We start from the raw sequence: 25,201 nt of genomic DNA on the forward strand, positions 1-25,201 counted from the left end.
CTTATTTCACAAAGCGATCGGTCGCGAACTGGCTGTAATCCGTCGCCACCGCAGGCACTTTGCCCTGCTCTTTCAGGAACGTCGCAGTGTCGACAATCGCTTTGCTCACCGGCCCGTTCAACTGCTGGACCTGCTGCGCAGGCGTCAGATAGGTGTTGCCTTTTACCAGCCCCGGCACGTCAGCTTCCGGCACGCCGCTCAGACGTGAGAGTTTCTCCAGGTTGGCGGGCTGTTTCAGCCATTCATCCGGGTTGCTGATGTATGGCTGCTGTGCGTCGATGGCGCTTTTGGCGAAGGCTTTCACCACTTCAGGGTGTTTCTCGGCAAAGTCCTTACGTACGACCCAGACGTCAAGGGTTGGCGCGCCCCACTGCCCCACTTTTTCGGAGTCGGTCAGCACGGTGCCCTCTTTTTCCAGCTCGTTGACGGCGGGCGCCCAGACGTATGCTCCATCGATGTCGCCACGCTGCCAGGCGGCAATAATCGCCGGAGGTTGCAGGTTAATGATCTGCACCTGGCCCGGCTTAATGCCCCAGTGTTTCAGCGCTGCCAGCAGGCTGTAATGCGTGGTGGAGATAAACGGCACCGCGATGCGTTTGCCGATCAAATCTTCGGGTTTCGTGATGCTTTTCTTCACCACCAGCGCTTCGGAATTTCCGAGCTGCGACGCCAGCAGGAAGACTTCAATCGGCACCTGCTGGCTGGCGGCCACCGCCAGCGGGCTGGAGCCCAGGTTGCCAATCTGCACGTCGCCCGAGGCTAACGCCCGCACAATCGCCGCGCCGCTGTCGAACTTGCGCCAGTCGACATTCGCCCCGCTCGCTTTGGCAAAGGTGTTATCCGCCTGCGCGACTTTCGCCGGCTCAGCGGAAGTCTGATACGCGACGGTGACGTCCACCGCCTGCGCCTGAAAAGCCCACAGCGCCAGTGCGCCGAGTAATGTGATTCGCGATGAAATTGCCATAGTGCCTGCTCCCCTTGTTGTTATGAGGGCAGTATTTCCGGCGCGGGAATTTTGATAAAGGAATAAAAAGGCATCGCTCATTCCGAATCGTTTTTAGAAAAAAACCGGCAAAGGATAGTTAAAAAGTGGGCTGTGGCTTTATTGCAATTTTGTTACATCGGTTACATAACCGCAGCCGCAGGATTGCCAGCCCGCCGGCAACGGGCATCATAGGTCAACGAATGAGCAAAAGGTGTCGAGATGATTAAAGTGGTGCTGGTGGACGATCACGTGGTGGTGCGTTCCGGTTTCGCCCAGCTGTTAAATCTGGAAGAGGATGTGATCGTTGAGGGCCAGTTTAGCAGCGCGGCGGAGGCGTGGCCCGCCCTGTCGCGCAACGATATCGACGTGGCGGTGATGGACGTCGCGATGCCGGACGAAAACGGTCTTAGCCTGCTCAAGCGCCTGCGCCAGCAGCGGCCGACGTTTCGCGCCATCATCCTGAGCATCTACGACACACCGGCCTTTGTGCAAAGTGCCCTCGACGCAGGTGCAAGCGGCTATCTGACCAAGCGCTGCGGCCCGGAGGAGCTGGTGCAGGCCGTGCGCGCCGTCGGCATGGGCGGGCATTACCTGTGCGCCGATGCGATAAAAGCGCTGCGCGGCGGCGAGCCGATGCCAAAAGCGCTTGAGGCGCTCACTCCGCGCGAGCGCGAAGTGTTTGAGTTGCTGGTGAAAGGCGAAAGCGTGAAGGAAATTGCCTATACGCTTTCGCTGAGCCATAAAACCGTTCATGTCCATCGCGCCAACGTGCTGGGCAAGCTTCAGTGCAGCAGCACCATCGACCTGGTGCACTTCGCGCTTGATAACCAACTGCTCACGGGCCACTGATGCGGCGCGCTGTCCGGCATCTGATCCTGTCCCTGTTCATTATGCTGGCCTGGGGAACCGGCTGGCTGATGCTGTGGACGCTGAGCTTCTACCTTACCCACAACGGCCAGCAGGCGGTGCTGTTTCTGCCGCAGGGGGTGTGGCTGGCGCTGATGATTTTACTTTCACGCCGCTACTGGCCTGCATTAATTCTCCCCCCCCTTGCCGCCATTCTGTGGCTGCACGGTGAGCAGCTCCTCACGCGTTATCTGATGCTGGCCGTGCCGCTTATCGGCATCGTCAGCGCCTGGCTGGCGCAGCAGTACTGGCATCGCTTCCCGCTCTACTGGCAGCGGCTGTCGACGCTGATTGCGGCGGTGACGGTGAATGCCATGCTGCAAACCTTGCTCCTGTCGCCCTTTCTGGACAGCCCGGCCACGCTGCTTTTGCTCGGCTCCTTTACCGGTGGCGTACTGCTTACGCCGTTCGTCTATCTGGTCTTCGAATTTTTACGCCAGCAGCATCGTTACCACCTGCTGGGGCTGGACACCAGCAATCCGCCGCTGCGCACCTCGCTGATTATCTGGTGCAGCCTGTTTTTCATTATCGGCATTGGCACGCAGATGGTGCTCTCCCCGGCGCTGGAGCGGCTGCTGCTGATTGTCGTGTTCCTGCCCAACGTGGTGATGGCGTGGAAATTCGGCTGGCAGGGCGGTGTCCTTTCCGGGCTGCTCGGCAGCATGATGATCACCATTGCCCGCCAGGTGGGCGTCGGGTTTAGCGACCTTCTCGAACTGGAAATTTTTCTCTCTACCCAGTCGCTGCTGGGGATTGGCCTGGGGATCGCCATCAGCCGCCAGCAGCATCTGGCGATGAACCTCGAACGCTATCGCCATCGGCTTGAGAGTGAACTTCAGGCCAGACGGGCGCTGGCGGAAAAGCTGATCCATTCCGAAGAGGACACCCGCAAGCAGCTGGCGCGCGAGCTTCACGACGAAATCGGCCAGAACATCACCGCTATCCAGATCCAGTCTCAGCTGGTGAAGCGGGCGAGCGATACGCCGCTCGTCATTGAGGCCGCCGGACAGATCAACGACCTCGCGCGGCGTATTCACCACTCCACGCGCCAGCTGTTGCGCCAGCTCCGCCCACCCGTGCTGGACGAGCTGTCGCTCCAGGAGGCTCTGCACCACCTTGTCAACGAGTTCGCCTTTGCTGAACGCGGGATCCGCTGCCGTTTTGACTACCGGCTTCCCACGCCGCCGGAAAGCGAAACGCTGGTCTTTACCCTGTATCGCCTGCTCCAGGAGCTGCTCAACAACGTCTGCAAACACGCCAACGCCAGCGAAGTCACGATTCTGCTCTGCCAGCGTCACGCGCGGCTCTACCTCGAGGTGCACGATAACGGCAGCGGCATCAGCCCGCAGCAGCAGCCCGGCTTCGGCATTCAGGGCATGCGCGAACGCGTCTCGGCGCTCGGCGGCGAACTGACGCTGGAATCCCGTCTCGGGACGCGCGTAATTGTTAACCTGCCCACAAATTTGCAACAAACACCGCGCTGACCAGGAAAAAGTCTTAGTCACTCCAGACTTTGTCTCATCCCATTTATGCCGCACTTCCCTACAGTCATCTCAAACGGAGAACGCCATGCACGCACTGTCTGCTGAAGAGGTTTCACAACGTTACCGGGCGCTGCGCCCCAGGCTGCTCCTTTGTATGGTGATTGGCTACGCCGCGTTTTACCTGACGCGAAAAAGTCTGAACACTGTTTTACCCGCGCTACAGCTGGATTTGGGGCTCAGTAAGGGCGATATCGGGCTTATCGGCTCGCTGTTTTATCTCAGCTACGGGCTGTCCAAATTCGCCGCGGGGCTCTGGCACGACAGCCACGGACAGCGCGCCTTTATGGGCATCGGGCTGCTGGCAACGGGCGTGCTGAACGTGCTGTTCAGCTTTAGCGATGCTTTCCCGCTGCTGCTGTTTATCTGGACGCTGAACGGCTTCTTTCAGGGCTGGGGCTGGCCGCCCTGCGCCAGGCTGCTGACCCACTGGTATTCGCGTAACGAGCGCGGCTTCTGGTGGGGCTGCTGGAATACCTCCATCAATATCGGTGGCGCGATTATTCCGTTGATTTGCGCCGTTGCCGCCCACCGATGGGGCTGGCAGGCGGCGATGCTGACACCGGGGATCATCAGTATCGTGCTCGGCCTGTGGCTGACCACACAGCTGCGGGGCACACCGCAGGAAGAGGGTCTGCCCACGGTCGGGGAGTGGCGGAGCGATCCGCTGGAGCTGCGCCAGCAGCAGCAAAGCCCGCCAATGGGGCTATGGCAGATGTTGCGCACCACCATGCTGCAAAACCCGATGATCTGGCTGCTCGGGGCGTCGTATGTGCTGGTGTATCTCATCCGCATCGCCCTGAACGACTGGGGCAACATCTGGCTGGCAGAAAGCCACGGCGTGAACCTGCTCAGCGCCAACGCCACGGTGATGCTGTTCGAAGTGGGCGGCTTACTGGGTGCATTGTTTGCTGGATGGGGATCAGACCTGCTGTTCAGCGGCCAGCGCGCACCGATGATTTTACTGTTCACGCTGGGGCTGATGGTGTCTGTCGCCGCGCTGTGGCTGGCACCGGTGCACCACTACGCCCTGCTGGCGATGTGCTTTTTTACGGTCGGATTTTTCGTCTTCGGCCCGCAGATGCTCATTGGCCTTGCCGCCGTTGAGTGTGGACATAAACAGGCGGCAGGCTCGATTACCGGCTTTCTGGGCGTATTTGCCTATCTGGGCGCATCGCTGGCCGGGTGGCCGCTGTCGCAGGTGATTGAACGCTACGGCTGGTCGGGGATGTTCAGTTTGCTCTCGATTGCCGCCGTCCTGATGGGTTTATTACTGATGCCCTTGCTGATGGCGGGCATCACCGCTTCTCGCAGTCACATAACGTCATAAAAAGGGCTGAATAATGAAAACAACGCTTCTCTCTACCCTCATTGCTTCCGGGATCGCGCTGGCTACCTTAACCGGTGCCGCACAGGCCAAAGGCCGTCTGGTGGTGTACTGCAGCGCCACCAACGAAATGTGCGAAGCCGAAACCAAAGCGTTCGGTGATAAATACGATGTTAAAACCTCGTTTATCCGCAACGGCTCCGGCAGCACGCTGGCGAAGGTGGATGCCGAGAAGAAAAACCCGCAGGCCGATGTCTGGTACGGCGGCACGCTGGATCCGCAGTCCCAGGCCGGTGAGATGGGGTTACTCCAGCCCTATAAATCGAAAAACCTGGAACAGATCATGGAGAAATTCCGCGATCCGGCCAAGGTGAAGGGCAACCTCTCCTCAGCGGTCTACGTCGGGATCTTAGGTTTTGGCGTCAACACCCAGCGCCTGAAAGAGAAAAACCTGCCGGTCCCCAAATGCTGGAAGGATCTGACCAAACCGGAATACAAGGGCGAGATCCAGATCGCCGATCCGCAAAGCTCCGGCACCGCCTATACCGCGCTGGCGACCTTCGTCCAGCTGTGGGGGGAAGACCAGGCCTTCGACTACCTGAAACAGCTGAACGGCAACGTATCTCAGTACACCAAATCCGGTATTGCCCCGGCGCGTAACGCCGCGCGCGGTGAAACCGCCATCGGCATCGGCTTCCTGCACGACTACTCGCTGGAAAAAGAGCAGGGTGCGCCGCTGGAGCTGATCTCTCCGTGCGAAGGCACCGGGTATGAAATTGGCGGCGTGAGCATTCTGAAGGGCGCGCGCAACGAAGAGAACGCGAAGCTGTTCGTGGACTGGGTGCTCTCGAAAGAAGCGCAGGAGCTGGCGTGGAAGAAGGGCAAGTCCTACCAAATCCTGACCAACACCACGGCGGAAACTTCGCCGAACTCGCTCAAGCTCGATGATTTGAAGCTCATCAGCTATGACATGGACAAATACGGCTCCACGGACGTGCGTAAAGCGCTAATCAATAAATGGGTCAGCGACGTGAAGATGGGTAAATAAGCTCACTACCGCGGTAATTGCCGGGTGGCGCTACGCTTACCCGGCCTACAATTTCCTTAACACCCGGAATTGCTATGTCACAGACACTCGCTCTTCATCCCGTGAAAAAACGGGATGCGGTCTTCCTTTGGGTTTTCGTTGGCTGGCTGGCCTTTGCCCTGCTGCCGAGCTGGAGCCTTGATTACGGCCTGCTGGAATCTACCGGGGATGAGATCCTCGATGCCTACGGCTGGTCGCACTTCAACATCAGCTGGCTGTGGTATCTGATGCCGAGCCTGCTGCTGGTGCGCCCGTTTAACGAAGCAAAGCGCGAGCAGCGCAGCCGCCACTACCTTGACGCGGGCTGGGCGCTGCTGTGCATGGCGTTCGTGGTCATCAGCGCCACCGTGGAAGGACGCGGTTTAGGCTATGCCACCATCGTGCTGTTTGTTGCCCTGGGCGCCATCATGACGCTGGCCCTCACCCGCCTGGAGTGGCTGGGCGGCGATCGCTTTGTCATCGGCTCGCTGATTACCATCGTGGCGCTGATCGGCATTTTTATCGTCTGGCCGAGCATCGCCATTTTCATTCCGATGTTCACCAACGACGCAGGTGAATTCGCCCCGCTGGCCTTTATGAACGTGCTGTCGCAGGCGCACATTATCCAGGTCATCATCAACTCGATTCTGCTGTCGATAGCCGTCGGGGTCGGCTGCACCTTCTTTGGCCTGGTGCTGGCGATCTACACCACGCGTATCGCTAAACGCAGCGCCATCATTGGACGTATCTTCTCGATTCTCCCCATCGTGACCCCGCCGTTTGTGGTGGGGTTGGGCGTTACGCTGATGATGGGACGCTCTGGCTATATGACGGAGCTGATGGTGGACTGGTTTGGGTTAACCAATACCAACTGGCTGTACGGCTTCACCGGCATCTGGCTGGCGCAGGTGCTGGCCTTCACGCCGATGGCCTTTATGATCCTCGACGGCGCGATCAAAACCATCCACCCGTCGCTGGAAGAGGCCTCGTACACCCTGCGCGCCAGCCGCTGGCAGACCTTTAACGGCGTCTTCGTGCCGCTGCTGAAACCGGCGCTGGCGAATGCGTTCTTAATCGTGATTGTGCAGTCGCTGGCCGACTTCAGTAACCCGCTGGTGCTGGGCGGGAACTTCGACGTGCTGGCCACGCAGATCTACTTCTACATTACCGGCTCACAGCTGGATTATCAGGCAGCGAGTACCCTTGGGGCCTTCCTGCTGCTGTTCTCGCTGCTGGTGTTCTGCATCCAGTACATGTGGATCGGCAAGCGCTCCTACGTCACCGTGTCCGGTAAATCGTACCGCGGCGACGTGCAGCCGCTGCCGGTGACGCTGGTGTGGAGCGTGATCGCCCTGCTGGCGGTGTGGATCGCCTTTAACGCCCTGCTCTACGGCAGCATTTTCTATGGCAGCTTTACCGTCAACTGGGGCGTGGATTACACCCTGACGCTGGATAACTTTATCAAGCTGTTCGGCCAGGGGATGAGCGACGGCGCGTGGCCTTCGCTGCTCGATACTCTGCTCTACGCCGGGATTGCCGCGCCGATCACCGCCGCCTTCGGACTGCTGATTGCCTGGGTTGTGGTGCGCCAGCAGTTCCGGGGTAAAAAGACCATCGAGTTCACCACCATGCTCTGCTTTGCCGTACCGGGTACCGTGGCGGGCGTGTCCTACATTCTGGCCTTTAACAGCGCGCCGGTGTACCTCACGGGCACCGCCGCCATCGTGATTATCTCCATGGTGATGCGTAACGTGCCGGTGGGCATTCGCGCCGGGATCGCGGGATTAGGGCAGATCGACAAGTCACTGGACGAGGCCTCGCTGAGCCTGCGTGCCGGAAGCCTGCGCACCATCACCCACATCCTGCTGCCGCTGCTGCGTCCGGCCATTTTATCAGCGCTGATTTACAGCTTTGTGCGCGCCATCACCACCGTCAGCGCCATTGTGTTCCTCGTCACGCCGGACACCCGCGTGGCAACGGCCTACATTCTGAACCGCGTGGAAGACGGCGAATACGGCGTGGCGATTGCCTACGGCTCGATCCTGATTGTGGTCATGCTGGCGATCATTTTCCTCTTTGACTGGCTGATCGGCGAGGCGCGTATCTCCCGTTCAAAAGCCAAAAACCAGGCGTAACACTATGACTGAGAAACATTTTGTTGAACTGCGCAACGTGACCAAACGCTTTGGCGCAAACACGGTAATTGAAAACATCAACCTGGCGATCCCGCAGGGACAAATGGTAACGCTGCTCGGCCCGTCCGGCTGCGGTAAAACCACCGTGCTGCGCCTGGTTGCCGGGCTGGAAAAACCGACCGAAGGGCAGATTTACATCGATGGTGAGGATGTGACCCACCGCTCCATTCAGCAGCGTGATATCTGTATGGTGTTCCAGTCCTACGCGCTCTTCCCGCATATGTCGCTGGGCGAGAACGTGGGCTACGGTCTGAAGATGCTGGGCGTTTCGCGCGCAGAGATAAAAACGCGGGTCAAAGAAGCCCTGGCGATGGTTGATCTTGAGGGGTTTGAAGATCGTTACGTGGATCAGATTTCTGGCGGCCAGCAGCAGCGCGTAGCGCTGGCCCGCGCTCTGATCCTCAAACCCAAAGTGTTGCTGTTCGATGAACCGCTGAGCAACCTCGATGCGAACCTCAGGCGCAGCATGCGGGACAAAATCCGCGAGCTGCAAAAGCAGTTCAACATCACCTCGCTGTACGTGACGCACGATCAAAGCGAGGCGTTTGCGGTCTCCGACACCGTGCTGGTGATGAACAAGGGCAACATTATGCAGATTGGCTCGCCTCAGGATCTCTATCGCCAGCCGGCGTCTCGCTTTATGGCGAGTTTTATGGGTGATGCCAACCTCTTCCCGGCCCGCTTCAGCGAGGATGTCGTGGAAATCCACGGCTATCGTCTGCCGCGTCCGCTGCACTTTGCTACCCAGGGCGAAGGCACCGTCGGCGTGCGTCCGGAGGCGATTACGCTCAGCCAGCACGGCGAGGCGAGCCAGCACTGCACTATCCGCCACGTCGCCTATATGGGTCCGCAGTATGAGGTGATTGTCGACTGGCACGGACAGGAGATTTTACTACAGGTGAACGCCACGCGCCTGCAGCCGGACGTGGGCGATGCGTACTATCTTGAGATCCACCCGTACGGGATGTTTGTACTGGCGGAGGCGGCTTAATGAAATGCGAAACGGTAACGCGGGTTGCCGTTTCGCGTCTTCACTTTTAATCCCGTAACCAGGTTTCGGGTAATGTATAAGATTGTTGCAGTAAGCCATGGCGAAAAATATACAGGCAGGCAAGATAAAAATGTCTGACGTTAAGCCGCTGGCAAATTTTGTCTCTGAGTCTATAGACCTGCTTTTGAGAACAACAAAACATCTTTGCCATCTCTTCGATATCCTTTCCGCACAGAAATGCGTTAATTAATGCCATCTCTTTTTCTTCTATTTTTATTTTCACCGGCTGTGACCGTTTATCCGACATTAAAACAGGAATTTTATTGATGATCATTAGCGTAATATTTTCTGGGCTGGTTTTCATGTCAACAGTGTCCCCACAGGGATTTACGCTGAAGGGCAAGCTCGCGGGTTGATTCATACAAAGCATTATAGCCTTAGTTTGCTCAAACATAGCCGAGACAACACGCCACCCGTGCTCAAGATCGTTCATCGGCATTCTGCTGTCTACCAGGACCACACACTCACGATGAGGGGTTTCAAACAGCGTAAGATCCTGAATATGCACAAGAGAAATACACTGCTTTAACCCCTGAAAGAGATAACTATCCTGTGTTATCAGAACGTTTAATGGCATGATATTTACACCCAAATGCGTTTTACCGGCAAAAAGATTCCGGCCTCTTAGCATTAAGAGGCGGAGAGATAATTTAAAAAATAACGGCGTCAGTCTGATTTAGCGCACACTAATACCGTACGCCGCAAATCGCTGATGCTCCATACTTCACCCTGTAACTTCCGCACCTTAAATAAAAAGACCTTTTGGGCTGAAGTCAGTTTTTCTGATAAAAACTCAGGTAGTGTTTCGCTACTGTTCTTCTCTATGCCTTCTCTTTTAAATTCAGTAAAAGAGTGAGTGTTATCTCCGGAATAACGCAGTCGGGCATAGCGATCGACGATATAGCGCTGGTTGTTGTAGGTCACGATCCCATACTCGGTAATGTAGCTGAGCGCATCTGGAACGAAGTGAACGACAAGGTGGATGTTGGCAACGATCTTGTCATTATCTTTGCCCAGCTCAAGATTCATATCCGTTATGCAATCCAGCGCGCGGGTATCCTTGGGCACGTACAGCAGCGCGCCAATAAACACCAGAATCAACAGCACAGCAAGGCTAGCCCACTTTAGTCGAGACGAAGTTTTTACATTCACTAAATTCCCCTTCACTATCGACCGTACATTTTGCGACAAAGATTTCAAGAAGCTCGGTTTTCTCATGTACTCTACTGTCATCGTAAAAAATATAGGCAGGCGTTGAACACTTCGTCAGCAATTTCATCCCTTTGCCTTCAGAAAAAAAGTGTTCTACTCTCTTTGCATTCACTTTGCTGTGATAAAAGATTTTGCACTGCTGAACTTGTTTTAAAAGCGTGACATCCTCGCGTTTGTCGAAAAAATTGAGATATAAAGCGATTGCTACCCCAATAATAATGAACAACACGCCGGTCCATTTAATCAACCTGGTCTTATTTACACTGGGCTCTTTATCAGGTGTTGAAATCGCCTGCATCACCAAATAGTCTCTGGATTTTTCGTTGAACTGAAGGTTATTCAGCGCCAACTCAAAGCCTTGTTTAGGGACAGTTTTGAGCACATCATGAATTTCAAACTCTGTAAAAATCTTACGCAATATACTGATATTATTGTTCAAACTATTACTCGATGGGGTTAATCCAAAATCGCCCCACACCTTCTGCAAAAGATCCTCTCTGGTCATAAGCCGGTTATTATTTTCCAGGAGTACGAGAAGAAGTCTGCATGCCGGATTAGAAAGCACATGTTGCGTGTTTCCGTCCGACACCGTCCTTTCAGCAACGTTGAAAGAGACATTGTTGTTTATTATGAAATGCATAACACTGCCACCAGCTCCAATATTAATCCACACTCTTCATGGCTTTAATGCCGATAGCTAGTTTAGCGTATTGGGATAAAGTGACAAAATACCCATTCAATTGCGTATCTTACTGACTGGAAATTTTTACTTACGTCATGACAAATAATAACCAACGACGCTTTTATTCCCTATTTTTCATCTGGAAATGCAACCTTCTGGCGGCAAGATACTCCCGTAACTGCGATCGACTTAATGCGCAGGAAAAAAGATAGCCCTGCTGAATAACAATCCCCATATCGCGCAGCAGCTGTGATTGTTCAGGGGTTTCCACCCCTTCAGCAATGATGCCAAGACCCCGCGCTTTCGCCAGGTCCGCAACCCTCGCTGCAATGGATGTTGTCGCTTTATCAGAGGAAAGATGCTTAACGAAAAGCTGGTCAACCTTCACCCCATCCACGCTAAATTGCTCAAGGTATGCCAGATTCGAGCAGCCGGTACCAAAATCATCCAGATAGATCTCGACCCCCGCCAGCTGCAACTTCAGAAAAGCGCCCGTAACCTCAGGCGTAGGCGGTAATGGTTGTTCTTCAGTGACCTCGACCACCAGACAGTATTTTTCCAGAGGAATAGCCGCCAGAAACGAAAGCGTATCAAACACAAAACCGGGCTTCGCGACCTGAGAAGGGCTCACATTAAGCGAAAGATGAAGACCGTCAGGCAGCAATGCATCCAGTTCGTTAATATCTGCCGCAACCTGGCGCAGCAGGTGTTGCGTCATTTCTGGCAACAAGCCGTTCTCATCAAATGCGCGGATAAGCGCCAGGGGAGAGACATTTTCCTCAGAGAGTGACCAACGCATTAATATTTCCAGCCCGTACAACCGCTGGGTCCGGCTGTTAATCAGCGGCTGATAATAGGGAACGATCTCACCCATCATAAGCGCGCAGTAGAGATCGATATTGTTCAAGGGCAACGCAGTCATTGTCATCACTCCACCGTAATCAGCATCACAGTGGAGCCCGCAAACTCACCTGCCGCCACGCTGCCATTTGTATGAAGAACTGATTTCACAACGACATTTTCCTGTTCGGCGACGTCCAGAGTGAAGCCCGACGTGCCGAGCACGTTGTCATTCATATAAAGCTCGGAATAGAGACTGCCGTCGTCACGCAGCTGCACGTTGTCTGCGGAGTAGATATACAGCTTGAGCGTCTGTGATGTCGTACAGTTAATACTGACGTTTTCACTGACTTCATGCCCGTCAAGCTCCTGACGCGTCAGCGTGCCATGATCGAGGGTCAGTACGTCCTGATTGAAATCGCAGGAGCCACTGGGCTGTGGGGCAGTACCGCAAATGCTGCCTGGCAGTATGTTGTATCCTGCATATTTCTGATCGACCACGGGGCCGCTTGTCCCCATGTTGACGCCTGGCGCATAAAAAAAACCGACACACTCTTCAAAATTGACGGTACCGTTATGGTTAGTCGTACCACTGTAGGGCAGAGGAAATACTTTTTTTAACTCCTTGCCCACCTCACCGAGTGTTTCACTACTGCTTATAAAGGGATAAGCCGCAACCCCCCATCCTTGAACAACCCCCCAGCCTGATGTTCCTGAAGCATCATGCCTGTGGCTGATAAAAATGGTGCAGGCATTAAGCCCATAGCAAGGATTTGGCGTTGAGTCATTTTCATCCCAATCAGCAAGCGTGAAGTTATAGTCAAAATTAATGCTGCTATTTTGCGTAATGGAATCAATCCAGCTCCAGACAGAGGCTGAAGCGGGCTGAGTAGCAACAAGAACCAGCATAGCAAGGATCGTTCGGAGCATTATATTCATCACCGTTAACCTGTTATTGATACTGAATTTTCAGCGTGGCTGACGCGCTAAACACGCCCGTTTCCACGGTAGATGCGTCATCTTTTATCGGCGCGGCCTGCAAAACAGGCACCTCCGGCCAGGTAAACGGCATCCAGGTATTTAGCGGCATCGATTCTCCGTTCATATACAATTTGATCCCCAGCCCTTCGCGGTCGGTGGCCAGATAGTCGTCGCTAAACGAGGTGGCCGTGCCTTCAAACTGCATCTCCAGATCGTTAGAGGTCAGATCTTCACAAACCAGCGAATAGTCGATGGTTTTCATAAAGTTCTCACCGTCCAGCTGGCGCGCCTGCAGGTTGCTGCCAAAATCCACGTGAACAGTTTCACCGTTGTTGATTTCACACACCCCCTCCACGACCACGCCGGTGACGTTTACCGTCAGGGATGACCATGCCGCTGGACTGGCCAGCAACAAAGCGATAAGCAGAGCAAAACGTGAACTAGTCATAATTAAGCCTGAAGTGGATCAGCGCCTGCCATGCCCCCGCCACCAGCGGTGCAGAGGTACGTTCCGGTGCGAGATAATAAAAAAGCGTGTTGTCATCTGACTCCAGCAGCAGCGGATGCCCCTCATCGTTAAGACGAACCGAACGATGCAGCCTGTCGGTCAGGTGTAGCCCCACCCCGCTGGCTCCGCTCACGCGGACCAACCCCGGATTAAACAACTCTCCCGGTGCAACAAAGCTGACCGTGACCGAGGGCTGATCCCGGCTCCAGAGCAGATCGCCGCTCCACGCATCGCGTACTGAGGTAGGTGACGGCATACAATCCTCCAGATGGATCTCCACCCGCACCGGCGTACCCTGGTCGCCCGGTTTTTTAAGCGCCCCCGTTGCCGTCGTTCCCATGTCCACCTCCTGCCACGCGGAGTCCATCTCCAGACGGCAGGCGCTTTCCGTCAGCGCACCGCGCACGTGCAGCAGCCCATAGCTCCCATCGATCAATTCGTCCGCGGCACTTAGCGATCCTGCCAGCAGCATCAGCGCGAGCCCGCTCCCCTTTTTCCAGTACGCGATAGTCATGCCACTCTCCCGGCGGTTACTTTTTCTTTTCCTGCGGCACGGCTTTGCACTCGCTGCCGCCACAGCTGAAGATGAGCTTTGCGCGGCCACCAAAGTCGTTGACATAAGTCAGCACGGGCGCGCTGCCGAGCGCAGCAGCGGACGGTGCCAGCACTAGCTGACCTTTCGGCTCAACCATAATCGGCTTGAAGCCTGCCGCCGCTTTGCCGGTGAGCGTCGAAGACGCATTAACCAGCGAGATGTAATACGGCGTCGGGTTATTCACGCGGTATTTATCCCCTTCCCGCGCCAGAGTCAGCTGTTCCTGAAACGGCGTGGAATAATCAGCACGCTGCACTTCAATAGCGGCCGGGCGATAAAAGAGCTTGATGCGGGTCTGGAGCGCCAGCTGAAGCGTATTAGGCTTGCTGCTTTTGGGTGGGATCTCGCGCAGATTGAAATAGAACAGCGACTCCCTGTCCTGTGGCAGGCGCTGGATCCCCGCGGTGGATTGCACCTTGATCTGACTCTGCTCACCCGGTTCAATGCGCTGAACCGGCGGCAGCAGCACCAGCGGATCGGTAATTTTTTTACCCTGAGCATCTTCTACCCACCCCTGCGCCAGATACGGCAGCGTTTTATTTTCATTGGTCAGGCGCAGGCTCACGGATTTTGCCGCGCCGTCAAAAATAACCCGGGTTCTGTCCAGCGATACGGCGGCTGTTGCCACGCCTGAAACCATCAGCGCCAGGCCCGTCAGGGCGGAAATTCGCACAATTGTCATCTTGATTAACTCATCTCGTTTTTCAGGCCGGTTATTCCGGCGAACAGGTTAAAAGCAGGTTCTCCAGCACGGCTGGCAGCGTGGCCGGCAGGTTTACCACGCAGCGGGCTTGTCCATCCCATTTGACGGTCATTTTGCCGTTTGGCTGAATGCCGCTTAGCCAGACGCTTCCTTCGTCATTCACCACCCCCGTCTCCTGGTTTTTCTCGTTCATCACCGAGGCCCCAAACGGCGGGAAGCTCCCGTCAGCCTTACGGATAAAGGCCATCGCTTTACCACCCGCAATCACGTCAAACTGCCGATAGCCGATCGCCCCTTCGGTGAGCGTGGCCTGCGAGACGGATCGGGTGACGTCAGCATTTTCATCAAGTTTGTCGACGTCAATGCGGATCGGATTGCGGTAGTAGCTGTTCACATCACCAATCACAGCCTTCCCGAATCGGTTGGTTTTCACCGAGGCGCCGAATCCCTTAACGGGCACGCCGCTGACGCCTGCGGTATCCACCAGCACGCGGCTGCCGCCCCGCGCGTTCGAGCGATGCGCTGCGCCCCCTTCGGTGGTCAGGGTCAGACCGCCGGTCACGTTCATGCCCAGCGCGGTATAGCTGCCGGACTGATAGCTGGCGTTGGTCTGCACCTGCGCGCTATCGCCCTGCCAGGTGTAGTAGCCGTACGCCGTCGGGCCGCTGCGGGAAAGGCCGCTGCTGACCTGGAAGCTATTGTGCTCATCCACCCGGCCGTAATAGCTCACGCGATGGGTGTTATCGGTGCGGTTAATTGTGGCGCCATAGCTGAGCGAGGTGCCGTTACCTATCGGTAGCGACACCGAAATGTAGGCTCCGTCATCCTTCAGGGAGTAGTACTCGCTGCGGTAGGCCGTGAGCGATACGCTCATGTTCCTGAACGGACCAAGATCGACATAGCGCGACAGCGACAGGCTTACGCGATCGTTATCCGCGCTGTTCCAGTAGGTCTGATGGCTGTAGTTGAGGTAAGCGCTCAGCCCGACATCCCGGAAGCGTTTGTTAAACGACACCGTGTATTTCTCTTTCGGGCTGTGCGACGTGCCGCTGCCGTAGCGGGTATCGAGGTACTCCGACATGCTCATAAAGTCGCGTTCGGAGAAACGGTACCCGGCAAAGGTGACCTGGCTGTCATACTCGTCGAAGGTTTTTGAGTAGCTCACCCGGTAAGAGGTACCGGACAGCGTGCCTTCAGAAGGCAATACCGCCCGCGACTGCGTTACGTCGAAGGCCAGCGCGCCGAGGATGAAGAGATCGCGCCCGATCCCCACCGACAGGGCATTGTAGTCACCACCGATCACCGAGCCGCCGTACAGCGTCCAGCCGTTGGCCACGCCCCAGGAGATTTCGCCCGAGGTGAACATCGGCCCGGTCATGCTATGCCCCCACTCAGAGGGTTTACCCGCCGCCAGCTTGTAGCGCACCGCACCCGGGCGCGTCAGGTAGGGAACCGAAGCCGTCGTGACCTGAAAGACCTGCACGCTGCCGTCCAGCTCTTCCACCCTTACGTCGAGCGTGCCAGAGATGGCATCATTCAGTTCCTGAATGCGAAACGCCCCGGCGGCCACCTGCGTTTCGTGTATCACGCGTCCCTGCTGGCTGATGGTCACTTTGCCGCCCGAACGGGAGATGCCCGTCACTTCGGGCGCGTAGCCACGCAGGCTCGGCGGCAACATACTGAGATCGGAATTCAGGCTAACGCCGCTAAAGCGGAAGGTATCGAAGATATCGGAGCTGAGGTAATCTTCCCCCACCGTCAGCTTCGCTTTCAGTGAAGGAATGGCGCGGTAGAGATAGTAACGGCTAAAGGCGAAATCCTTGTCCGTCTTCCCGTCACGCTTGTTCCAGCTGGTCTGCCAGTCGGCGCGGGCGCGCCATGGTCCCAGATTGGCCCCCAGGACCCCATTCCCGCTGATATTTTGGCTGTCTGAACCGGTTTGATTCTGCTGCGCCTGAAGATTGAGGTTGTAGTCGGCAATCACACCAGGGATACCCTCATCCCAGCGCGAAGGCGGATCCCAGTTTGGCGCGGTGTACTCCAGCCACGCCTGCGGGATCGACAGATAAAGCGTGTCCTTTGCCAGGTCGACGCGCATATCCAGTCCTTCGAGGCTGGCTTTGTCCAGACACTCACCGTCGCGCAGCCAGCGAAGATCGTCCATGACGCTGGCCTTCAGGTTAAAGCGAGAGAGCTGCTCTGGCGTCAGGCAGATCAGGCTGTCCCGGCCGTTTTCACCCTCGGGATAGACCACAATCCGCTCCTCGCGCAGGATCTCTTTGTTCACCATGATGCTAAAGGTGTAGTCGCCGGGCATGACGTAGCCGCGACGCGAAAAGTGGCTAAGATCGATATTGCTCTTGTCCTGCGTGTCCAGCACGTCAGTATTAAACTGAATGTCATCGTCGGCCCCGCTTTTCGCCACCGGCACGATTAGAGCCAAAATCAGCACGCTGAGCGTTGAGCGTCGGAATGTCCGTATCGTTTTTTTCATCTCAGTTGTAATCCATTCTGAAGCGGATCAGAGACTGGTAATCCCCGGCTTTGAGCGGCTGTCCGTTGCTGACAAGCTGAAGCGAATAATTCAGGTTCATGCTGCCCGCCGTGACCTCTCTGGCGGGAAAGGCCACGCCGGGCGCGGCGATATTGCCGTCGGTATCGCGGATCGCCAGCTCAATTCCCTGTGCGTCTCCACGCACGGAAAACCGGTCTGCGCCCGTCATTGGCTCAAACGTTATCTGGTAGTACTCGGAGTCATATCTTCCGTTCCCGGGTGTCGGCAGCATCAGGCAATTAATTAAGCGAACGGTGAACGCACGTGTGGGGCCATAGCCTTTGGTGGCAATCTCCGACACGGGCGTATCGCCCATATCAATGGTTTGATCGCGGCTACCAAGATCAATTGCACAGGGTGTATAGAGCACCGCCCCCTGAATAAGGACGGCACCCTCCCCCTGATTTGCAGCGAATAAAGGCAGGCAACAACCAGACAGGAGAAAAGGGAGTGTTTTAACTATTTTTGTTGTATTCGAAAATATATAACCCATAGCAAACCCTTTTCACTTATTCAGTCGGTTTCGAATATCAGACGGCCAGCTAAGGCCGCCTGACGGGTCATCGAAATAAGGTCAGGGCTTATTCGTAGGCCAGCGTCCAGTTAGTCACAGCGGTGAAATCACCTTCGGTTGGCGCTTCTCCACCGATGATGTACGCGGAGTAGGTCAGGGTGTTGTCGCCATTAACCACGTTCTGTCCAGTCGTGGCTTCACCCAGGGTGATGGTGTTGCTGTCGCCGTCGGTCATGACGACGCCAACATCGGTTGCATTGCCGGTCACGCCCAGCACCGCTCCGTCAACGCTGGAATCCGCGCCGGAGAAGGTGGTGGTCACAGTGGTAGCGGTCTCAACAGAGCAGTTTTCCAGGTGGATGTAGAACGGAACCGGCGTAGAGGTGCCGCCGTTCGCCACTGCGGAACTGGAAACCTGGCCGAGGCTAATGGTCTGATCTTCGTCACCTGCCGCGATTGAACATGGCGCGTCGATAACGGAACCAGTGAAGGTCACAACGCCGCTACCCTGGTCTGCCTGAGCACCGAAAGCAGCCATACCAGAAGCCAGAACCAGTGCAGTAAAGAGTTTGTTCATTTTCATAAAAATCGTCCTGTAAATTAAGTGAATGACACACACAGAAGATTTTTGATGGCTGAATTTGGGCAATATGCGCCCCGCCCGAAAATTGGGCTTAATTAAATTACTCAGCAATCAAATAATCTCTTAAACATCGTCATCAGCAAATTCAGTTGAACTTACGCATATCTCCCTGCGCTTCGCTGATGCAATAAATAGTAACCCGACGATGAAAAAACAAAAGGCAAAATACCCTACAAGAACAAAAACAAAAGACATGCTTAAATAATAGGTTTAATTAGAATAATAAAAATGAATCCACCAGCAGTTAGATTTTTATACTTCATTAACCAAGAATGATAGATTATCAATCTAAAACTTAACTTTTTAACCCACAATGACAGTCATAAACACGAAATTATCAACGCGAATTTGTTGCTGGAGTATGAAAAGTAATTACATTTATTCAAAAAGAAACGAGGTCAGGGGATAATATCATTCGTGCACGAACTGATGTTATCTATTGGGGACAGGCATCTTATTTGGCCAGAAAGAAATATCGGGAAGTGTATAAAGAGAATTATTCCCGGCCTGCGTAACCGCTGACCGGGAGTCAGGATTACCGCTGTGCGTTCAGCTCCGCAATATCCTGCGGCGTGGTGCGACAGCAGCCGCCAATCAGCTTCGCACCGGCATCCAGCCACTGCGGTAAATACCCCGCCAGCGTCTCGCAGGCGTCACCATGGTGATGCCAGGTTTTGCTCACCGCATCATAATGCTCGCCGGAATTCGGATAGACCACCAGCGGCAGCGACGTCAGGCTGTGCAGATGCGTCAGCGCCGCGGTGGTGTTTTCCAGCGCGATACAGTTGATCCCCAGAGCGACAACCTGTGGGTAGCTTTCGAGCGCAGAAACGACATCCCGCAGCGGCGTCCCGTCACTCAGATGCTCGCTGTCACGCAGGGTAAATGAGAACCATGCCCGGGCGCGAGGATACGCCGTCAGCAACGCCGCCAGCGCCTTAATCTCCGGGAAAGAAGGCAGCGTTTCACAGGCCAGCAGATCCGCGCCCGCATCCAGCAGCGCCTCCACGCGGGGACGGTGGAACGCGGTGAACTCTTCAGCGCGACGCACATAATCGCCGCGATATTCAGATCCATCGGCAAGGTACGCGCCGTACGGCCCTACCGACCCCGCCACCAGCAGCGTGCCCGCCTGCGCATTCTCTGCCAGGTACGCTTCCCGCGCTTTGCGTGCCAGCTCTACGCTTTTGCCAATCAACGCCCGGGATTGCGCCTCGTCGAGCCCGCGTGCGGCAAAGCCCGCAGGCGTGGCCTGATAGCTGGCGGTGATCGCCACCTGTGCCCCCGCGCGGTAGTAGTCGAGGTGCACGTCACGGATCAGCTCCGGGTTTTCCATCAGCACTTTGGCCGACCAGAGGCTGTCGGCAAGGTTACAACCGCGCGCTTCCAGCTCCGTTGCCATCGCCCCATCCAGCACGACAAACGGCTGGTTTTCAAGGAGGGCGGTAAGCGGATTATTCTGCGACATGTTCAGGCTCCTGCGTGGTCAGGTTTCGGGTCAGGTAGTACGCACCATAACACAGGGCGACAAACGGAAGCCCGCAATAAAGGGCAATACGCTGGCTGGGGTCAAACCACAGGCCGACACAGGCCACCAGGCAGAGGATAAAGCCAAGCACGGGCACCAGCGGATACCATGGCGCGCGATACTGCAACGCCGAAAGCGGCTGCCCGGACTGCACGTGACGGCGACGAAACACGAAGTGTGACGCGCAGATGCTGATCCACACCGCCACCACCGCAAAACCGGAAATGGCTGACAGGGCCACAAACACCGTATCCGGCGCAACCACGCTGGAGAACAGCGCCAGCACGCCACCCAGCATGGAAACGGAGAGCGCCGTCAGCGGCACGCCGTTTTTGTTGACGCGGGCAAAGCAGCGTGGCAGCGTTTTCTCGTTAGACAGAGACCACAGCATACGGCCAGAGGCGTACAGGCCCGAGTTCGCCGCCGAGAGGATCGCCGTCAGGATCACGAAGTTAAAGATATCCGCCGCATACGGAATGCCGACCTTTTCAAACACCAGCACGAACGGGCTTTTCTCCACGCCAGCCTGCTGCATCGGGATCAGCGCCGCCAGCACAAATACGGTGCCAATAAAGAAGATGATGAGCCGGGCGATGGTGGTGCGAATAGCAACCGGAATAACCTTGTGTGGGTTTTCCGTTTCTCCTGCCGCGATGCCGATAAGCTCCGTTCCGGAGAAGGCAAAGTTGACCGCCACCATGGTCATCAGGATCGGCAGACCGCCGTGCGGGAACCAGCCTTCGGCAGTAAGGTTGCTTAAGCCCGGCGCCGGTGAACCGTCCTGCATCGGGATAAAACCGAAGATCGCCGCCCCGCCGAGAATAATGAAGGCGATGATGGTGATGACTTTCACCAGCGAGAACCAGAATTCCCCTTCGGCGAAGAAGCGCGTGGAAATGACGTTAAGAGCAAAAATCACCACGCAAAAGACGACGCACCACGTCCAGACGGGAACCTGCGGGAACCAGTACTGCATACAGAACCCGGCTGCGGTAAAGCTCGATCCCAGCGCCACTGTCCACGTAAGCCAGTAGAGCCACGCCACGGTATACCCTGTCGCCGGGCCGAGATAACGAGCGGCGTAGACGTGGAACGCGCCGGTTTCCGGCATTGCTACGGAAAGCTCGCCCAGACACTGCATAACCAGCCAAACCACCAGCGCACCAATAAGATACGCCAGCAGCGTGCCCGCCGCGCCGGTTGTCGAAATGATGTATCCGGTATTGAAGAATAACCCTGTGCCGATAACGCCCCCCAGCGAGAGCATAATCAGGTGACGGGTTTTCATGGTGCGCTTAAGCTGCCCGTTTTGTTGTTCTGTTTGCATATTACCTTCTAAACGTATGGACATCTAAACATCCAAAGAAGGGTGTTATACCGCGATTGTTAACAAAAAGCCACCCGGCACGACTTCGGCGCAATTATTGGTAAATCTTTAAATCAGTTCTATAGTCGACACAGTTTCTTCTTCACCAGGACTCACTATGCGATTTAACGGACTGACCAAAGGTTTCTTTATTCTCATCCTGGCCCTTGTTACCTGGGCTTTCTTTGACGTGCTGTCACCCTATTTCTCGGCGATTCTGTGGGCCGCGATCCTGACCATCATTTTCAACCCGGTGAAAAACAAACTGCGTACCGCGCTGGGCGATCGCAACGGGCTGGCTTCTCTCCTAACACTCGGCATTATCTGCCTGATCGTGTTTATTCCGTTGATGGTGATCCTTTCCTCGCTCGCGGTGGAACTGAACATGGTTTACACCAAGCTGCAACAGAACAACACGCAGTTCCCGGAAGTCATCGCCGGTATTTTCAACCGACTACCGGACTGGGCCAGCGGCTTCCTGGCGGATCACAACCTGACCAACGCCGCGCAGATTCAGAAAAAGCTTTCCGATGTCGCGTTACAGGGTGGACAGTATCTGGCGGGAAGCGCGTTCCTGATTGGTAAAGGGACGTTCGGCTTTGCTATTAGCTTCGGCATTATGCTGTACCTGCTGTTTTTCCTGCTCAAAGACGGGCCCTATCTGGTGCGCCAGATCCTCGACTCGCTGCCGCTGTCTGACTTCGCCAAACAGCACCTGTTCGCTAAGTTTGTCGGCGTCTCGCGAGCCACGGTAAAAGGTACGGCGGTCGTGGCAGTGGTTCAGGGTACGCTTGGCGGTATCGCCTTTGCCATCGTCGGTATTGACGGTAGCGTACTGTGGGGAGCGCTGATGGCGTTTCTCTCCCTGGTGCCCGCCGTCGGCTCGGCTATCGTCTGGGTTCCCGCCGCGATCTTCCTGTTTGCCACTCACCAGCTGTGGCAGGGTCTGTTCATTGTGGGCTTTTTTGTCATTATCGTCGGGCTGGTGGACAACCTTTTACGTCCGCTGCTGGTGGGCAAAGACACCAAAATGCCGGACTACCTGATACTGATCACCACGCTCGGCGGTATGGAGCTGTACGGCATAAATGGTTTTGTGATTGGGCCGCTGATTGCCGCCCTGTTTATCGCCTGCTGGAACCTCTTCTCCGGCCGCGACCACGCAGGCAACGCCGAGGAGCTGGACGCAGACTTTATCGAAGAGGGAAAAAACCCTCCGGATCTCTAACGAAACGCGTTTTGTCAGGCGGCCCTGTGCCGCCTTTTTTTTCGCGATAAATCAGGGGTTTTCTATAATCTGAAATGAACGCTCTTCCACATTTGTCGTAGAAGGATCCAACAGGTGCGAATCGCCACGATCACAAACTGGGCCTATGGTGTCACGGTGTGCCTGACCATTGCCTCCGGTATCGTCATGCTGATGGCTTCCCATGCCGACAACGTAGAGCGTCAGGCTGTTAAGCAACGACAAATTTTTGACCAGCTTACGGAAGAGATTGAAGCAGAAACCTGGATGCTCTCCGATTTAGCGCGCCTTTACGCCATCAAAAAAGAGCCCGATGTGCTGAAAGCGTACCAGGCGAAAGAAGGTGAACTGAAGAATATTGAACACAAAGTGGGACAGTTAAAAGATACGGGCGCAACGGGCGAAGAGCTGGCGCTGCTGTATGAAGGGCTGAAGATTGTTGATGGCCTACAGGATGAACAGCAGGCAGCAATTGCCAGCGTCGCCCGGGGTGAGGAACAACAGGCCATTGCGTTACTCTTCGGCAAAATCTACGAACTTGAAACGGAACGCGCCCAGAGCAAGATTGACCATTTTCGTATGCTGCTGGATAAGCGCATTATTGCCGATGTCCAGGCAGCGACCAACACGTCGAAAACGCTGCGTACCGCCTCAGAGGTGATGGTCGGCCTGACCGCCCTGCTCTTCTTATTCGTGATGGGCTTTATTCTCAAGCACCGCGTGCTGCGCCCGGTAGTGCGCCTCAGCGATGTGGTTCACCGCCTGGCCTCACAGGATTACGGCGTCGAAACGCCCAATTTCAACCAGGTCGATGAGATAGGCGATATGGCGCAGGCCATTCGCATTTTCCGCGAGAACGGGCTGGCAAGGCAGCGGCTTGAAAAAGAACGCGACGCAGACTGGGCCATCCGCGAGCTGCTCGCGCGAATGACGCAGCGCTTGCAGGGGTGCGAGAACGTCAGCGACGTGATTGAGGTGGCAGAGCTGTTTGCTCCCAACATTGCGCCGGGTATCGCCGGACGTCTGTATATCCTGGATCGAAACCCGTGGGAGATGCGCTGTGCGGCGGAATGGTTATCTCCACAGGGAGAAAAAAATGCTTTCCACCCCGATCAATGCTGGGCCATACGCCGTGGTCAGAGCCACCCACCGGTCAACGGCGAGCCGGATATCGGTTGCCAGCATCTGCCTGAATCACAAAAAGACAGTTCACTGTGCGTGCCGCTCATTGCGCAGGGGGAAGCCATTGGTTTGCTGTCGTTTCAGAACATCACGCCTGAAACGGCGCCGTCCCGCGCATATCTCGAATTAATGGCGGAAGCCCTGGGTCTGGCGCTGGCCAACCAGCGTCTGCGCGATGCCCTCCTGGAAAAAGCGCTATTCGACCCGCTCACCGGCTTGCGTAACCGTCACCACCTGGAAGATACCCTGCGCACTCAGATAGCTCAGGCAATGCGCAATGATGAGCCGGTGAGCTGCATGATGATCGACATCGATCACTTTAAAAGCATTAACGATCGCTTCGGCCATGAGGCTGGCGATCATGTGATTAAGAGCGTGGCGACAATTGTTCAGCGTGCCGTGCACGATGCCGGCCTGGCCTTCCGCTTTGGTGGCGAAGAGTTTCTGGTGCTGCTAACGGGTGCGGATGAGGAAGCGGCTCACGCCTGCGCAACTGAGATTTATAACGGCGTCCATACGCTGTCGCTGCGCTATGGGCTTGCTGAGATTGGCCCGGTGGATGTGTCGATCGGGATAGCCAGTTACCCGCAGCACGCCCAAAGCGACGACCTGCTGCGCGCGGCAGACGTGGCGCTTTACCGGGCGAAAGAGCTGGGGCGCTCGCGGATCGTCAGTTTCAGTATGCTGGAGACGGGTTAACCGAAACTCAGTGCAAATGACGTCAGAGGTACGCGCACTCTCTTATTCCCTCACATTGAGGGTGCGTTATCATTCTTTGTACATATAAATCAATCTTAACGATGCCACCATTGATAAAAAATGGGGGTGCGTAAATATATCAATAATCAAAGCGATCATTTTTAAACCCGGTGGCTAATTACACTGAGTTTTTATGTTTTAAAAAACGTAAGCTCCAGCCAGAGGTCTGCAATCACGGGGCAAACAACGATTATCCATTTGATTTTAATACATTTAATGAAGTATCGTTTGCAAAAAGCCATGGCGTTCAACAAAATAGACAAACTTATAGGATAAATAACTTATAATTCTTATACTTCTGTTAAAAAGAGGAGGCCAATATGCGAATAATCCTAATGCTGTGCTGCTTTTTGGTACAAAGTTTAAGCTGGGCTGGCGAACTGCCAAAGCCTGTGGGCAAACCCATCTTAACCATTACCGGTAATATAGAAAATACGAACGAAAATGGAAAAGCCGTTTTTGATATTGCCAGCCTGGAAAAACTGGGGATGGTGAGTTTCCAGACGACCTCTCCCTGGTATAATGGCCGCACGAAGTTTGAGGGTATCCCGATGCGCAAACTCATGGAGTATGTGGGTGCTAAGGGTTCTGTTCTGAATGTGGTTGCACTCAATGATTATACTACCGTCATCCCTCTCAGCGACTTCCAGAAATACAACGCCATCCTGGCGTTAAAGGTCAATGGCGAATATATGCGCATCCGCGATAAAGGTCCGTCATTCATCGTCTACCCTTATGACAGTCTTCCTGAACTCAATAATCAGATTTATTACTCGCGATCGGCCTGGCAGATCAGCAAAATGAAGATTGAATAGTA

At 55.4% G+C, this 25,201-nt stretch carries 23 protein-coding genes; 9 read left to right on the plus strand and 14 right to left on the minus strand.

Translation table 11 applies throughout. From position 1 onward, the window contains the following. Nucleotide 1: 1 nt before the first annotated feature. Nucleotides 2-964, minus strand: a complete 963-nt coding sequence (gene tauA, locus H2Z33_RS03015) for a taurine ABC transporter substrate-binding protein (protein ID WP_063135459.1) — start codon at nucleotides 962-964, stop codon at nucleotides 2-4. A gap of 240 nt (nucleotides 965-1,204) precedes the next feature. Between tauA and H2Z33_RS03020 the strand changes: the two genes are divergently transcribed. From H2Z33_RS03020 to fbpC, 6 genes are all read left to right on the plus strand, one after another. After that, on the plus strand, nucleotides 1,205-1,834 hold the full coding sequence (locus H2Z33_RS03020; RefSeq protein WP_023616519.1) for a response regulator transcription factor: 630 nt from the start codon (nucleotides 1,205-1,207) through the stop codon (nucleotides 1,832-1,834). Continuing rightward, the gene (locus tag H2Z33_RS03025) at nucleotides 1,834-3,375 is read left to right on the plus strand and encodes an MASE1 domain-containing protein (protein WP_063135460.1); all 1,542 of its coding nucleotides are present in this window, start codon (nucleotides 1,834-1,836) and stop codon (nucleotides 3,373-3,375) included. The genes H2Z33_RS03020 and H2Z33_RS03025 overlap by 1 nt, the downstream gene beginning before the upstream one ends. A gap of 85 nt (nucleotides 3,376-3,460) precedes the next feature. Next, complete coding sequence (uhpC, locus tag H2Z33_RS03030; RefSeq protein WP_033487711.1) at nucleotides 3,461-4,762, plus strand: MFS transporter family glucose-6-phosphate receptor UhpC; 1,302 nt, start codon at nucleotides 3,461-3,463, stop codon at nucleotides 4,760-4,762. Between the two features lie 13 nt (nucleotides 4,763-4,775). Then, on the plus strand, nucleotides 4,776-5,807 hold the full coding sequence (locus tag H2Z33_RS03035; protein ID WP_063135461.1) for an ABC transporter substrate-binding protein: 1,032 nt from the start codon (nucleotides 4,776-4,778) through the stop codon (nucleotides 5,805-5,807). A gap of 74 nt (nucleotides 5,808-5,881) precedes the next feature. Continuing rightward, nucleotides 5,882-7,960, plus strand: coding sequence for an ABC transporter permease (locus H2Z33_RS03040; protein WP_058689276.1), 2,079 nt, complete (start codon nucleotides 5,882-5,884; stop codon nucleotides 7,958-7,960). A 4-nt stretch (nucleotides 7,961-7,964) separates the two neighbouring features. Continuing rightward, the gene (fbpC, locus tag H2Z33_RS03045) at nucleotides 7,965-9,011 is read left to right on the plus strand and encodes a ferric ABC transporter ATP-binding protein (RefSeq protein ID WP_033487714.1); all 1,047 of its coding nucleotides are present in this window, start codon (nucleotides 7,965-7,967) and stop codon (nucleotides 9,009-9,011) included. Between the two features lie 46 nt (nucleotides 9,012-9,057). Here fbpC and H2Z33_RS03050 read toward each other — a convergent pair whose 3' ends face one another. From H2Z33_RS03050 to mmuP, 13 genes are all read right to left on the minus strand, one after another. Then, nucleotides 9,058-9,504 (minus strand): hypothetical protein, encoded by a 447-nt coding sequence (locus H2Z33_RS03050; protein ID WP_033487746.1) that lies wholly within the window; start codon nucleotides 9,502-9,504, stop codon nucleotides 9,058-9,060. 233 nt (nucleotides 9,505-9,737) lie between these two features. Further along, nucleotides 9,738-10,223 (minus strand): hypothetical protein, encoded by a 486-nt coding sequence (locus H2Z33_RS03055; RefSeq protein ID WP_033487715.1) that lies wholly within the window; start codon nucleotides 10,221-10,223, stop codon nucleotides 9,738-9,740. Next, nucleotides 10,186-10,956 carry a winged helix-turn-helix domain-containing protein gene (locus H2Z33_RS03060; protein WP_230203940.1) on the minus strand — a complete coding sequence of 257 codons (771 nt, stop codon included), beginning with the start codon at nucleotides 10,954-10,956 and terminating at the stop codon, nucleotides 10,186-10,188. Before H2Z33_RS03060 ends, H2Z33_RS03055 begins: the two co-directional genes overlap by 38 nt. 130 nt (nucleotides 10,957-11,086) lie before the next feature. Further along, the gene (locus tag H2Z33_RS03065; RefSeq protein ID WP_033487717.1) at nucleotides 11,087-11,887 is read right to left on the minus strand and encodes a cyclic diguanylate phosphodiesterase; all 801 of its coding nucleotides are present in this window, start codon (nucleotides 11,885-11,887) and stop codon (nucleotides 11,087-11,089) included. Between the two features lie 5 nt (nucleotides 11,888-11,892). Then, nucleotides 11,893-12,714: a hypothetical protein gene (locus H2Z33_RS03070; RefSeq protein WP_223230159.1), complete on the minus strand. Its 822-nt coding sequence runs from the start codon at nucleotides 12,712-12,714 to the stop codon at nucleotides 11,893-11,895. A 43-nt stretch (nucleotides 12,715-12,757) separates the two neighbouring features. Beyond that, nucleotides 12,758-13,234 (minus strand): fimbrial protein, encoded by a 477-nt coding sequence (locus tag H2Z33_RS03075; RefSeq protein WP_033487718.1) that lies wholly within the window; start codon nucleotides 13,232-13,234, stop codon nucleotides 12,758-12,760. Then, nucleotides 13,227-13,808: a fimbrial protein gene (locus H2Z33_RS03080; RefSeq protein WP_033487719.1), complete on the minus strand. Its 582-nt coding sequence runs from the start codon at nucleotides 13,806-13,808 to the stop codon at nucleotides 13,227-13,229. Before H2Z33_RS03080 ends, H2Z33_RS03075 begins: the two co-directional genes overlap by 8 nt. A 16-nt stretch (nucleotides 13,809-13,824) precedes the next feature. After that, a complete protein-coding gene (locus H2Z33_RS03085; protein WP_033487720.1) occupies nucleotides 13,825-14,571 on the minus strand; it encodes a fimbria/pilus periplasmic chaperone in 747 nt (248 codons plus the stop codon). A gap of 31 nt (nucleotides 14,572-14,602) precedes the next feature. Beyond that, entirely contained in the window at nucleotides 14,603-17,086 is a 2,484-nt protein-coding gene (locus tag H2Z33_RS03090; protein ID WP_047735169.1) for an outer membrane usher protein, read from the minus strand. 1 nt (nucleotide 17,087) lies between these two features. Further along, a complete protein-coding gene (locus H2Z33_RS03095) occupies nucleotides 17,088-17,516 on the minus strand; it encodes a fimbrial protein (protein ID WP_223230160.1) in 429 nt (142 codons plus the stop codon). 211 nt (nucleotides 17,517-17,727) lie between these two features. Then, nucleotides 17,728-18,243 (minus strand): fimbrial protein, encoded by a 516-nt coding sequence (locus tag H2Z33_RS03100; protein WP_033487723.1) that lies wholly within the window; start codon nucleotides 18,241-18,243, stop codon nucleotides 17,728-17,730. 595 nt (nucleotides 18,244-18,838) lie between these two features. Continuing rightward, complete coding sequence (gene mmuM, locus H2Z33_RS03105) at nucleotides 18,839-19,771, minus strand: homocysteine S-methyltransferase (protein WP_063135462.1); 933 nt, start codon at nucleotides 19,769-19,771, stop codon at nucleotides 18,839-18,841. Continuing rightward, nucleotides 19,758-21,158, minus strand: a complete 1,401-nt coding sequence (gene mmuP, locus H2Z33_RS03110; RefSeq protein WP_058700544.1) for an S-methylmethionine permease — start codon at nucleotides 21,156-21,158, stop codon at nucleotides 19,758-19,760. Before mmuP ends, mmuM begins: the two co-directional genes overlap by 14 nt. A 157-nt stretch (nucleotides 21,159-21,315) precedes the next feature. Here mmuP and H2Z33_RS03115 point away from each other — a divergent pair, with 157 nt between their 5' ends. The 3 genes from H2Z33_RS03115 (at nucleotide 21,316) to H2Z33_RS03125 (ending at nucleotide 25,199) form a co-directional block, all read left to right on the plus strand. Beyond that, the gene (locus H2Z33_RS03115) at nucleotides 21,316-22,425 is read left to right on the plus strand and encodes an AI-2E family transporter (protein WP_017383139.1); all 1,110 of its coding nucleotides are present in this window, start codon (nucleotides 21,316-21,318) and stop codon (nucleotides 22,423-22,425) included. 114 nt (nucleotides 22,426-22,539) lie between these two features. Beyond that, entirely contained in the window at nucleotides 22,540-24,324 is a 1,785-nt protein-coding gene (locus tag H2Z33_RS03120) for a diguanylate cyclase (protein ID WP_045334514.1), read from the plus strand. Nucleotides 24,325-24,704: 380 nt separating this feature from the next. Then, nucleotides 24,705-25,199 (plus strand): molybdopterin-dependent oxidoreductase, encoded by a 495-nt coding sequence (locus tag H2Z33_RS03125; protein ID WP_063135463.1) that lies wholly within the window; start codon nucleotides 24,705-24,707, stop codon nucleotides 25,197-25,199. Nucleotides 25,200-25,201: the final 2 nt, after the last annotated feature.

It is taken from the genome of Enterobacter sp. YSU, assembly GCF_016082135.1.
In the GTDB taxonomy this organism is placed as follows: domain Bacteria; phylum Pseudomonadota; class Gammaproteobacteria; order Enterobacterales; family Enterobacteriaceae; genus Enterobacter; species Enterobacter hormaechei_C.

Coding starts and splice junctions, on each gene's coding strand:
- H2Z33_RS03040 (WP_058689276.1), top strand. CDS start 5,882: ATGTCACAGACACTCGCTCTTCATCCCGTGAAAAAACGGGATGCGGTC.
- H2Z33_RS03075 (WP_033487718.1), bottom strand. CDS start 13,234: ATGACTAGTTCACGTTTTGCTCTGCTTATCGCTTTGTTGCTGGCCAGT.
- H2Z33_RS03125 (WP_063135463.1), top strand. CDS start 24,705: ATGCGAATAATCCTAATGCTGTGCTGCTTTTTGGTACAAAGTTTAAGC.
- uhpC (WP_033487711.1), top strand. CDS start 3,461: ATGCACGCACTGTCTGCTGAAGAGGTTTCACAACGTTACCGGGCGCTG.
- mmuM (WP_063135462.1), bottom strand. CDS start 19,771: ATGTCGCAGAATAATCCGCTTACCGCCCTCCTTGAAAACCAGCCGTTT.
- H2Z33_RS03100 (WP_033487723.1), bottom strand. CDS start 18,243: ATGAAAATGAACAAACTCTTTACTGCACTGGTTCTGGCTTCTGGTATG.
- H2Z33_RS03080 (WP_033487719.1), bottom strand. CDS start 13,808: ATGACTATCGCGTACTGGAAAAAGGGGAGCGGGCTCGCGCTGATGCTG.
- tauA (WP_063135459.1), bottom strand. CDS start 964: ATGGCAATTTCATCGCGAATCACATTACTCGGCGCACTGGCGCTGTGG.
- H2Z33_RS03020 (WP_023616519.1), top strand. CDS start 1,205: ATGATTAAAGTGGTGCTGGTGGACGATCACGTGGTGGTGCGTTCCGGT.
- fbpC (WP_033487714.1), top strand. CDS start 7,965: ATGACTGAGAAACATTTTGTTGAACTGCGCAACGTGACCAAACGCTTT.
- H2Z33_RS03065 (WP_033487717.1), bottom strand. CDS start 11,887: ATGACTGCGTTGCCCTTGAACAATATCGATCTCTACTGCGCGCTTATG.
- H2Z33_RS03025 (WP_063135460.1), top strand. CDS start 1,834: ATGCGGCGCGCTGTCCGGCATCTGATCCTGTCCCTGTTCATTATGCTG.
- H2Z33_RS03090 (WP_047735169.1), bottom strand. CDS start 17,086: ATGAAAAAAACGATACGGACATTCCGACGCTCAACGCTCAGCGTGCTG.
- H2Z33_RS03085 (WP_033487720.1), bottom strand. CDS start 14,571: ATGACAATTGTGCGAATTTCCGCCCTGACGGGCCTGGCGCTGATGGTT.
- H2Z33_RS03050 (WP_033487746.1), bottom strand. CDS start 9,504: ATGAACGATCTTGAGCACGGGTGGCGTGTTGTCTCGGCTATGTTTGAG.
- H2Z33_RS03115 (WP_017383139.1), top strand. CDS start 21,316: ATGCGATTTAACGGACTGACCAAAGGTTTCTTTATTCTCATCCTGGCC.
- H2Z33_RS03035 (WP_063135461.1), top strand. CDS start 4,776: ATGAAAACAACGCTTCTCTCTACCCTCATTGCTTCCGGGATCGCGCTG.
- H2Z33_RS03070 (WP_223230159.1), bottom strand. CDS start 12,714: ATGCTGGTTCTTGTTGCTACTCAGCCCGCTTCAGCCTCTGTCTGGAGC.
- mmuP (WP_058700544.1), bottom strand. CDS start 21,158: ATGCAAACAGAACAACAAAACGGGCAGCTTAAGCGCACCATGAAAACC.